The sequence below is a fragment of the Anaerolineae bacterium genome (assembly GCA_016931895.1).
In the GTDB taxonomy this organism is placed as follows: Bacteria; Chloroflexota; Anaerolineae; order 4572-78; family J111; genus JAFGNV01.
On sequence record JAFGDY010000310.1, the window covers coordinates 1 to 10,626 of the forward strand.

General features: G+C 53.5%; 9 protein-coding genes. 6 read left to right on the forward strand and 3 right to left on the reverse strand.

The window, feature by feature from the left end; genetic code table 11:
* Positions 1 to 19 precede the first annotated feature (19 nt).
* Positions 20 to 2,197: a PAS domain S-box protein gene (locus tag JW953_23695; GenBank protein ID MBN1995712.1), complete on the reverse strand. Its 2,178-nt coding sequence runs from the start codon at positions 2,195 to 2,197 to the stop codon at positions 20 to 22.
* A 351-nt stretch (positions 2,198 to 2,548) separates the two neighbouring features.
* Here JW953_23695 and JW953_23700 point away from each other — a divergent pair, with 351 nt between their 5' ends.
* Both JW953_23700 and JW953_23705 read left to right on the forward strand, forming a co-directional pair.
* Complete coding sequence (locus JW953_23700; protein ID MBN1995713.1) at positions 2,549 to 3,856, forward strand: beta-galactosidase; 1,308 nt, start codon at positions 2,549 to 2,551, stop codon at positions 3,854 to 3,856.
* Between the two features lie 177 nt (positions 3,857 to 4,033).
* Positions 4,034 to 5,188 (forward strand): SGNH/GDSL hydrolase family protein, encoded by a 1,155-nt coding sequence (locus JW953_23705; GenBank protein ID MBN1995714.1) that lies wholly within the window; start codon positions 4,034 to 4,036, stop codon positions 5,186 to 5,188.
* A 34-nt stretch (positions 5,189 to 5,222) separates the two neighbouring features.
* Here the strand turns inward: JW953_23705 and rocD are convergent, their stop codons facing one another.
* Positions 5,223 to 6,431, reverse strand: coding sequence for an ornithine--oxo-acid transaminase (rocD, locus tag JW953_23710; protein MBN1995715.1), 1,209 nt, complete (start codon positions 6,429 to 6,431; stop codon positions 5,223 to 5,225).
* A 186-nt stretch (positions 6,432 to 6,617) separates the two neighbouring features.
* On the opposite strand from rocD, the gene cobS reads away from it, so the two are divergent.
* The 4 genes from cobS to JW953_23730 are packed head-to-tail and all read left to right on the forward strand — an operon-like array spanning position 6,618 to position 9,708.
* Positions 6,618 to 7,391 (forward strand): adenosylcobinamide-GDP ribazoletransferase, encoded by a 774-nt coding sequence (gene cobS, locus JW953_23715; protein MBN1995716.1) that lies wholly within the window; start codon positions 6,618 to 6,620, stop codon positions 7,389 to 7,391.
* 12 nt (positions 7,392 to 7,403) lie between these two features.
* Positions 7,404 to 8,642 carry a glycosyltransferase family 4 protein gene (locus tag JW953_23720; protein ID MBN1995717.1) on the forward strand — a complete coding sequence of 413 codons (1,239 nt, stop codon included), beginning with the start codon at positions 7,404 to 7,406 and terminating at the stop codon, positions 8,640 to 8,642.
* The gene (locus tag JW953_23725; protein MBN1995718.1) at positions 8,635 to 9,066 is read left to right on the forward strand and encodes a VanZ family protein; all 432 of its coding nucleotides are present in this window, start codon (positions 8,635 to 8,637) and stop codon (positions 9,064 to 9,066) included. The genes JW953_23720 and JW953_23725 overlap by 8 nt, the downstream gene beginning before the upstream one ends.
* A 15-nt stretch (positions 9,067 to 9,081) precedes the next feature.
* Positions 9,082 to 9,708 carry a hypothetical protein gene (locus JW953_23730; GenBank protein MBN1995719.1) on the forward strand — a complete coding sequence of 209 codons (627 nt, stop codon included), beginning with the start codon at positions 9,082 to 9,084 and terminating at the stop codon, positions 9,706 to 9,708.
* Here the strand turns inward: JW953_23730 and JW953_23735 are convergent.
* Positions 9,709 to 10,626 (reverse strand): segregation/condensation protein A (locus JW953_23735; GenBank protein ID MBN1995720.1); only part of this gene is annotated, 918 nt, incomplete at its 5' end. It lies immediately after the preceding gene.

The following is a 10,626-nucleotide window of genomic DNA, read 5'->3' on the forward strand; positions in this document are numbered from 1 at the left end:
AGGACTGAGTAAGATAGTTTCAACTACTCTGACATAGAATCCCATTAACTTTGACATGCTTTTTCATTAACTTTGAGATCCTACAAATAATTGTGGCCTGGGTACGGATCACCTCTGTATTGGGATTATCGCCGCCAATTATAAAAGACAATCCCACAATCTCCGGCAAATTAGGAAAGCCCCGCCCGCCCACAATCTCCAAACGGCCCTCGCGCTGTTGATTTTTGGGGACCGCTTTGAACAACTGCACCGAACAGGTATCGTAGGCCACCACCTGCTGCAATTGGGCCAGGATACGTTCAATAACCTCATCCAGGTTCAAAGCGGTGGTCAAAACCAGGGCCGCTTCCCGCAAGGTCTCCGCTGCCTGGCGCTGGTGCTGCTCCACCTCAAATAAGCGGCTATTCTGCACGGCGCTGGCCAACACATTGGCAATCTGCTGGAGGCCGGGCAATTGCTCCTGATGAAAGAAATCCGGTTGAGCACTGGCCAGGTTGAGGGCGCCCAGCACCTCATCCCCGGCCAACAGGGGCACGTTTACCCGCGACCGAAAACCGGCCCGGTAGAGTAACTGCTCGGCCAGAAATTCTGTCTCCGTGCTTAAATCCCGCGTCAGATGGGGCTGACCGGCTAAAATGTCGGCAGCGGCGGCGGTTGTGGAGCCGGGCATTACCGTTCCTTCCTCCAGGGTGGGGAAAGGAGATTCCAGGATAGACATAATGAATTTCTCGCCGGCCTCATCTATCAGCGCCAGGCTCACCCGGTCGCAGCCGGTCAGTTCTTTCAGGCCCTCTACCAGCAGGGGAAACGCCTCATTCACGTTTAAGGTGTTAAGGGAACGGGCCATGCGCCCTATAATCTCTTGTTCAAAACTATGCCGCTGTAACGCCGCCGCCGAGCGTTTGTATGCGGTGATATCTCGACTGACGCCAATCAGCCCCATAATATTCTTCTGGTCGTCAAAGAGGGGCACTTTGATAGTTTCAAAAATGATTGTTTCATCCTTTTGGCTGGTTAATTGTTCTTCAACGTAAACAGGCTCACCTTTTTGCCAGGCCACCTGGTCACTCCGCCGACACTGCTCGGCCAAATCTGGGGCAAATAATTGTTCATCTGTTCTGCCCACAATCTGCTCTTTTTCTAAACCTACCAACTCCGTAAAGGCTCTATTGGCAATAAGATTGCGCCCCTGAACATCTTTGAAATAGACCACATCGGGAAGCGCTTCAATCAAGGCATGCAGTTGGGAGTTTGATTTTTGCAAGGCTTTTTCGGCCTGCTTCCATTCGGTAATGTCGCGGGCCAGGCCCATTACGCCCACGGTTTGGCCCTGAGCATCACGCAACACCGAGGCCGACAGAAGAACCGGAAATACCTCGCCGTTTTTGCGCCGGTTCAAGATCTCGCGCGTGCATTGGCCGGTTTCAATGGTTTCATGGTGAATCAGCAGCCCTTCCTGGGGGTCGGCATAAAGAAGGTCAATGTGCCGGCCAATAACCTCCTCCGGCCGGTAATCAAAGGCTGTCTGGGCGGCCCGGTTGAACTCCACAATGCGCCGATCCGTATCTACCGTCACAATAATATCGGGAGAACTCTCGATGATGTTCATGGCGTACTCTTGCGAGGCTCGCAAGGCTTCCTCTACCTGTCTCTGCTTGGTTATATCACGAATAACGGTAACAATTCGGCTAACCTGATTATTCTCGACAATCGGTATCTTGCGCGTTTCAGTGAAAAATTCTCTCCCTGCGGCTACGGAACGTTCGGTGGTCACCAACATCTGGCCCGACTCAAAAACTTGACGATACTCTTCACGAACCTGGTTGGGCAAAAAAGGAAAAACCTCAAATATTGTTCGGCCAAGCACATCCGAATCCAGGCCTAACTCCTCATTCCATTGTTTGAAGGTGGTATTGCATAGAATCAAGCGTAAATCTGAATCAACCACGTGGATGGCGTCGCCCATCGAGTCAAGTGTAACCCGATGTTTCTCTTCAACCTTCTGCAATGCATCCAGGATCTGTTTATACATCTCACGGTCAAGCAAAACCAGATCAAACGTTTCGGTTTGCAAATGCTGGAGTACCTCTTCACCTCGTGAGGCCCAAGTCACCTCACCGGCCGGGCTGTTCTCTTTCAGCGCCGAGGCCACGACCTGATAATCGTTGTTTTCCTTGACGGCCATTAGAATGTGCATAGTGTTGCTCTCCCTAAAAAATGTGAAGGATGATCTATCCCTACCCTATGGTCTAAAACCCTCATCCTTCTACATATAGCAGTATAAACGATTATGGAGACAATGACAATCACCTTTTTAAATTGGTTTTACCCTTGATGATTGACCAAAATTGCCAATCCAGGCTAAATGCTTACAATATATGGGTGTTTGTCTGCTTTTAAGATTTTATTGAAGCCACAAGATACAGTATTATTTATAAGTTATACCACAATATATTGTGGTGCTTAAGCTGAAAATCTTGAATTTTGGCCCAAAATCAGGCAAACTAAATCAACACCATTATCGAGCGTGGCTCTTTAAGGAGTGCCTTTGTCCCTTCTTGATCGCTACCTGCAAAATATTCTGGTTATGGCCAGTTGTCTCTTGATCATTCTGGCCGCTATGCTATCGGCCTGCGAGCCGGGCGGCGTGACAGCGTCGGTGGGGAGCAGTTTGGCGCTGCCTGCCTCATCGCCTACAGCCCGCCCGGCAGAAATTGAACCAACGGCAACGGAAACTGAAGCAGCCGCCGGAACGTACCGGGCTACCCTTGATCTGGACAAAGTGATGTCTTCGCCGGACTATGGCATGCAGGTTTTTTTATATTGGCAGGAAGAGGTGGCCGACCGCGACTTGCGCCTGGTTAAAGAGGCCGGCTTCCGGTGGGTCAAACAAGAAATTCCCTGGCGAGAAGTGGAAGGCCATGCCAAAGGTTCATGGCAGTGGGCAAACCCGGACCGGCTGATGGACCAGATTGATACTTACGATCTCAAGGTCATTGTGCGCCTCGGTTCTCAGCCGGAGTGGGCCTCCGCCGCTCCCCTGCCGGAGGTCAGCCCGCCGGATAACATGCAGGATTTTTACGATTACGTTTACGCGGTGGCCGGTCGCTACCGGGGGCGCGTGGAAGCCTATCAAATCTGGAACGAGCCAAACCTGGCCCGCGAATGGGGCGGACGCCCGCCCAACCCGGCCGAATACGTGGCATTGTTAAAAGTTGGTTACCGGGCCGTAAAAGCGGCCGATCCCCACGCGGTTGTTATCAGCGCGGGCCTGGCCCCCACCACCCGTAACGACCACGAAGCCATGCCCGACGTTTATTTTATACAAGGCATGTACGACGCCGGCGCGGCTTCTTATTTTGACGCCCTGGGCGTGCATGCGCCCGGCTACAAAAGTTCTCCCGAAATTGACCCGGCCGTTGTGGCCGCCACGCCTGAGCTGAACAACGGCGACAGCGCCCCCGAAGAACTGCGCCGGGTCTACTGTTTTCGGCACGTGGAAGATGTGCGCAACCTGATGATACGCAACGGCGACGCCGCCAAAAAAGTGGTGGTGCTTGAATTTGGCTGGACCATAGACCCCCGCCCGGATTCCCCTTATCACTGGCACGCCGTTACGCCGGAACAGCAAGACAAGTATTTACAACGGGCTTACGCCTACGCCGAGGCCAACTGGCAACCGTGGATAGGGACTATGAGCCTGATTTACATTGCAGACCCGCGGTGGCATTGGGGATACGAGCAAGTTTACTGGAGTATTGTTTATCCCGGCCATCCCGAGCTAAGAACCGCACCGGCCTACTACGGCCTGCTCTATATGCCCAAAGTCCCCCCCGTGGCCGAAACCCAAAATTGAAAGGGTCGCGCTAAAATGCCTTTAAATCAACCACTAACCCATACTCCCGTAATAACGCGCGCTAAAGGCAAGCTCTCCGGTAAGTTATTATGTAAGAAAAAATCAAGCAACCTCCTTTTAGTTTTAGCCGGGATAGGCGCCGCCCTTCTTCTGCTTGAAATTGCGACGCGCCTGTGGTTGCCTCCTCCGTACAACTATGATGAAAATTCGGTAGATGTTCTGGCCTTAAATTATCTTACTTGTGACCCCAAACTGGGTTGGACGGGCCGGCCCGATTTTCACGGAAGTATTGAAAGCCCGGTATTTCGGCAGCATGTCACTTTTAACAGTTTGGGCATGTATGATACCGAACATCCTCTGGAGAAAATGCCCCAAACTTTCCGCATCCTCCTGCTGGGCGACTCTTTTGTTCAGGCTTTTCAGGTGGAAGAAATCGCCACCATGCACAAAGTTTTAGAAAATTATCTCAACAACCAAGATCATGAAAACTCGCTGCGGTTTGAAGTGTTGAGCAGCGGCATCATCGGCTGGGGCACGGGGCAACAGCTTATCTACTATCGAGAAAAAGGCCGTTATTTTCAACCGGATTTAGTGCTGTTGGCTTTTTTTATCGGCAATGATTTTCAAAATAACCTACCCGGCAACACCGCTACCGTTAAAGGAATTAATTGTTATGCTCCCTATTTTGCCTGGTGCGGTGAATATCTCAATCCTAACCCGCTGATATATGTGCCCGGTTTAAGCAACAATCTCCACAACAACTGTTTAGCCGGTTGGCGGGCCGCAATTAAGACAATGGGCGCTCTTTACCGGCACTCGCGGTTGTATCAACAACTCGACCCCTTCATCGTGGCCCGCTATCCTCCCCCGGCCTTTGGCGCCAACTATTTCACGCCTTTGTACACCCTCTATGCCCCTGATGACGAAATAGAGGAACTTGAGTATGCCTGGCAGGTCACTTTGGCCACCATAGGCCAGTTGCAGCATGAAACCATGCTCGATGACATCCGGTTTACGGTAGCGGTCATCAGCCCTGATGAAATGTTTGAGTTAAAAACACTGCCCCCCTTTGTACAAGAAAAGTTCTTTCAAGAAAACCCATATCTATCCCAAGCCAACATCAACCGCCCTAACCAACGCCTGACGGAATTTTTTAGCTCACAAGATATTCCTTATATTGACCTGCTCGAACCCATACTTGAGGAACAAATGGCTAATGACCTTCCTTTCTACCTGGAAGGCGACCGGCACTGGACCGTCGAAGGCAACCGTGCGGTGGCCAAAATTCTGGCCGATTGGCTGACCGAAAATGAGCTTGTTGCCAAAAAATAAGCGTGACTATTCAGGTCATAACATTCTCCGGGAATTACTGCTTTTTCATATTCAGCACCGCCGCGATATGGCCCAAAGCCCAATCAATTTCCGCCCGGGTAATCACCAGCGGCGGGGCAAAACGGATGACGTGCCGGTGAGTTTCTTTACACAAAATGCCCCGTTCCTGCAAAGCCTCGCAAAAACGCCGCGCGCCGCCCGCCGCCGGTTTGAGTTCCACGCCAATCAATAAACCTTTACCGCGCACCTCTTTAACGTGCGGGCTGGGAATTTCGGCCAGTCGCTCCTGAAAATATTCCCCTAATTCGGCGGCATTATTTATCAAATTTTCTTCGACCAGCACGGCCAGGGCCTCCATAGCCACTACCGCGCCTAAAGGATTGCCCCCAAACGTGCTGCCGTGGTCGCCGGGCCGAAACAGCCCCAAAATCTCCTTGGAGGCCAGCACCGCCGAAACCGGATAAAACCCGCCCGAAAGCGCCTTGCCGATAATCATTACGTCGGGCCGCACCGCTTCCTCGTCGCAGGCAAAAAGCCGGCCGGTGCGCCCCAGGCCGGTTTGAATTTCGTCGGCCATCAATAGGATATTGTGTTTATCACAGATTTGCCTGACTTTTTGCAGATACCCAACCGGCGGCACAATCACCCCCCCCTCTCCCTGGATCGGCTCGACCATAAAGGCGACCGTATTGGGTGTAATGGCCGCGGCCAAAGCTTTGGCATCGCCATAGGGGATGTTGACAAAACCAGGGGTAAAGGGGCCAAAATCCTCTTTGTATTGCGGGTCTGAAGAAAAACCAACAATGGTGGTGGTGCGGCCATGAAAATTGCCGTCGCACACAATGATCTCGGCCCGGTTGGAAGCCACTTTTTTAACCTGATACCCCCACTTGCGGGCAGCCTTAATGGCGGTTTCAACCGCTTCCGCGCCGGTATTCATCGGCAGGATCATCTCGTAGCCGGTCAGTTGGCTCAAAGCCCGGTAGAATTGGCCCAATTTATCATTGCGAAAGGCCCGCGAGGTGAGGGTCAAACGTTGGGCCTGTTGCATCATCGCCTGAATAAGGCGGGGGTGGCAATGGCCCTGGTTTACGGCTGAATAGGCGCTGAGACAATCCAGATACTTGTTGCCATCAACGTCATACACCCAGATGCCCTCGCCCCGCTCCAGCACCACATCCAGGGGCAGGTAATTACGCGCGCCGTATTGATCTTCCAGTGAAACGTAATCGGCTGTGTTCATTACTGTTTTAAACCTCATCATTGAAGTATAGGAATAATGGGATGATTATACCACACGAAAGGACGAACGACGAAGGAGCAACGACCAACGACCATCGTCGTGTTCAGTTCCCCGGCCCCCACCGGTCGTTGGTCGTTGGTCGTTCGTCATTGGTCGTTGATCGTTGCTCGTTGTATAATCCATTGCATGAAGACTCTCCACCGCCGCCCTCAATTTATCACCGACTTTGCCCTGGCCTGGCGCTTGCTGACTGTTATTCCCCTGCCGCTTGCGCCGGACGAGGCGGCAGACTCTCCCGGCCGGGCTGCGGGATATTTTCCCCTGGTGGGGTTGATCCTGGGCCTGGCGCTGGCCGGGATCAGCCATTTTTTATACGCTCACTTGCCGGGAGGTTTGGCCGCCGGTTTGCTTATCGCGGTTTGGGCCGGTTTGACCGGCCTGCTGCACCTGGACGGTTTTATGGATTGCTGCGACGGCCTGCTGCCGCCGCGCGACCCGGCCCACCGTCTGGAAATCATGAAAGACAGCCGGGTGGGGGCCTTTGGCGTGGTGGGGGCAATTTTGCTGTTGTTGCTAAAATTCAACGCCCTGGCCGTCCTGCCCGCCGCCGGTCGCCTGCCCATTTTGGTGCTTGTGCCGGTGCTGGGCCGTTGGGCGATGACTTGGGCCATGGCTCGCTACCCTCCGGCCCGCCAAGAAGGGTTGGGGGTTCTTTTTAAGGCCGGGCTGGGCTGGGCCCAAGTTAGCCTGGCTTCGGCGGTAGCTGTCGCCATTCCTCTGGTTTTACTGGGTTGGGGAGGAATATTGCTCTTGGGCGTCGCCTGGCTGATCACCACGCTGGTGGCGCGCCTGGCGCTGGCCCGCATCTCCGGCCTGACCGGGGACGTGTACGGGGCCATTTGTGAAATTACGGAAACAACTTTGCTGATAATATTTGCCATCCAACCCTGGAGTCACTAAAATCAAGGGCTGATGAAAAACCTGAACCTTGTTTTTATTGGCCCTTTTGGCTTGCAGCCCAAAGCAACCATGAGCGTCCGCGCCGTGCCCCTGGCCAAAGCCCTGGCCGCGCGAGGGCATACGGTCACGGCGCTGATTCCACCCTGGGACGACCCCGACCGGGCCGGACAAACCTGGACGGAAGAGGGAATCCAGGTGGTCAACGTGGCCTTGCCGCGCGGCATCTTACGCTTGCCGCTGTTTTTTCATATTTTTTTGACCCGCGCGCTGATTGTTGGCGCGCTAAAGCTGCGCCCCGACGTGATCCATTTTTTCAAGCCCAAAGCGTATGCCGGGCTGGCTCATCTGGTATTGTGGTGGCTGCGGCGTTTGTCGGGCGCAAAATGGCGGCTGGTGGTAGATACAGACGATTGGGAACAGGATTGGAATGAATGGTTGCCTTATTCCACTCTGCAAAAAAAAATTTTCACCTGGCAAGAACGGTGGGGCTTGAGCCATGCGGATGCAATTACGGTGGCCAGCCGGACCCTGGCCGAGTTGGCGGCCACCCGCATCGGGCGGAAGCCAGCGGATATTTTTTACTTACCCAATGGACATCATACCCACTCAACCAGGGTTGAACCTGGCCGGAAAAACAGCCGGACGGGTGGTAGCGACATAGGAATCAAAAAACAGAACGATCTTTCCCCTCCAATAAACACGTCGCCCACCATTTTGCTTTTTACCCGCTTCTTTGAATTCCGGCTGGAGCGGATAGTCACCCTGGTTGGGCTGGTGGCAAGCCAACTTCCCCAGGCCCGGTGGCTAATTGTAGGCGCAGGCTGGCAGGGTGAAGAAAAAATCTTGGAGACGAAGCTGGCCCAGGCCAATCTGGCTGAATACGCCCATTTTACCGGCTGGCTGCCCCTGGAGCAATTGCCGGCCTATTTTCAGGCCGCGGACGTGGCCGTTTATCCTTACGATGATACGCTCATCAACCGCACCAAGTGCTCGGTGAAACTGATCAGCCTGTTAGCCGCTGGCCTGCCGGTGGTTGCCGACGCAGTGGGACAAAACTGCGAGTACATTGAGCACGGCGTCTCCGGCCTCTTGGTTCCCGCTGGAGACGATGATGCCTTTAGCCAGGCCGTGCTTGTTTTGCTTCAACAACCTGAAACGCGGCAAAAAGTGGGCCAGGCGGCCGCCAAAACTATTCAGGAAAAATTCAATTGGGCCAATTTAGCCCAAATTGCGGAAAAGGCTTATGATTGATAACGGCTCATTGAGTTGGGCGTCACGCCGGTTACGCGATATAATTCCTCTCATTTTTTGGATGGCGATCATTTTTTTGCTTTCGGCCCAACCGGTTTTGCTTGAGTTCCAAAATGAGGCGTCTGAAAAAATTTTCAACAAGTTGGCCCACGTGCTTGTTTATGCCGTTTTGGCCTGGTTGTGGTGGCGAGCCTTGAGCGCCAAACGCCAAACCACCTGGCCGGTTCTTTTTACCGCTCTGGCCCTGGCCATTTTGTACGGCATTTCTGATGAATATCACCAGTCGTTTGTGCCGGGGCGACACGCCAGGGTGTCGGACGTGCTGTTTGATACCAGCGGCGCTTTGGCCATGATTTTACTCATTCGCGCCGCAGAACGGCGGCAACATAAGTGGCCAGTATTGGCTAACCTTATTTCTATATAATTGACGATCTTGCCAATGCCATCACTCACCACCGAACAAAGAGAATACAAAGAAAAAACGCTGGAACAGCTTCGGGTGAACTTCTCGCTCCTGGAAACCAAACTGGCGCAGGAAAGCCGGCCAGAGATAGCCGATAATATCCGCAGCCAACTCGAGGACATCCGGGCGCACCTTGACCGCCTCCAGCGCGAACTGGCCACAAATTCAACCGGAGAGCCGGTGGCCGACGAGTTGTTTCAACGGGCCGCCGGGGCTGTTACCAATAAAAAATTCTACCTGGCCAAAAAACTCATCAACAAATTGGAAACTATTGAGCCGTTCTATCCGGGCCTTGAGCGGCTGCGGCAAGAGGCTGAAACAGGCCGGGCCAGCCGCCGGACCCAGGCCATTGCTCAACGTCCTCCAGTTTCAAGCCAGTCCCTGCCGCCCCCGGCCACAGAGCCGACGCAGGCGGCTCAACCTGCTCTTGCTCCCAACGGCAAGAGCTATCAACCCGGCCCGGACGAAGAGCGCCGGCAGGGACTGGCCCAATTTTTCCAATTCCACATCATTATTAGTTGTTTGGTGGTGCTGTTGATTCTTTGTATTATGTTTGGCGTGGGGGGGGTAATGCTGTTGCAGTGGCTCATCGAGGGGGGCTAACTACGATACGTCCGTCATCCCCGTCAGCTCGGCCCACTCGGCTTCGGTAAGCTGCGGCGAGATTTCGTTTTGGCTAATGACAATATCGCCAAAAAGGCCGGTCTGTTCAACCCTCACCAGGCGGCGTTTAATCAACTCCAATACGGCCAGCAGCGTCACAATAATCTCCAGGCGGCTATGGCTGCGCGTCAGCAGCTTTTGAAAGCTGACCTGCCGGTTGGTCCCAATCTCCTGCCGGATGTGAGCCATCTGCTGGCCAATGGTAACTACTTCCGGCGATACCACCTCATCTACATCCGGGTCGGGCGGCTTAATGGCCAGGGCCTCGCGGGCCGCCTGGAGCAAATCGGCCACGCTATGCGCGCCGGGAATGAGTTTTGGCTCTATTTTCAGGGTCAGCGGCGCCACCCGCACAAAACTGCGTTGCCCCTTATCCTCAATCTCCTTGAACTGGCCGGCCAACGCTTTGAACTGCTTATAAAGCAACAACTGGCGGGCCAACTCGTCGCCCACATCCTCTTCTTCATCCTCGATGACGCTGGCCGGTGGCCGCGGCAGTAACACTTCAGACTTGATCAGGATCAATTTGGCCGCCACCACCAAAAAGTCGGTCAGTTCGTCGGGGTTGACTTCTCTGAGAATGTCCAGGTAAGCCAGGTATTGATCGGTGACGCGGGCCAGAGAAATTTTGGTAACGTCCAGCTCTTCCCGCTCAATCAGGTTTAATAACAAATCCAACGGCCCTTCAAAATCGGGCAGTTCAACGGTGTATGCGTTTGTCGCGTCGCCTACAGTTTGAATAACTTCCACGCTATAATTATCTCTCTCTGTACGGGATGGTTCAAAAACAAGTTGACACTTTAACAGTTGAATAAATTTGTCAGGGACCTCCAAATCGAGGAAGATTAAGGTTGTTAT

Coding starts and splice junctions, on each gene's coding strand:
- JW953_23695 (MBN1995712.1), bottom strand. CDS start 2,197: ATGCACATTCTAATGGCCGTCAAGGAAAACAACGATTATCAGGTCGTG.
- rocD (MBN1995715.1), bottom strand. CDS start 6,431: ATGAACACAGCCGATTACGTTTCACTGGAAGATCAATACGGCGCGCGT.
- cobS (MBN1995716.1), top strand. CDS start 6,618: ATGAAGACTCTCCACCGCCGCCCTCAATTTATCACCGACTTTGCCCTG.
- JW953_23720 (MBN1995717.1), top strand. CDS start 7,404: ATGAAAAACCTGAACCTTGTTTTTATTGGCCCTTTTGGCTTGCAGCCC.
- JW953_23725 (MBN1995718.1), top strand. CDS start 8,635: ATGATTGATAACGGCTCATTGAGTTGGGCGTCACGCCGGTTACGCGAT.
- JW953_23730 (MBN1995719.1), top strand. CDS start 9,082: ATGCCATCACTCACCACCGAACAAAGAGAATACAAAGAAAAAACGCTG.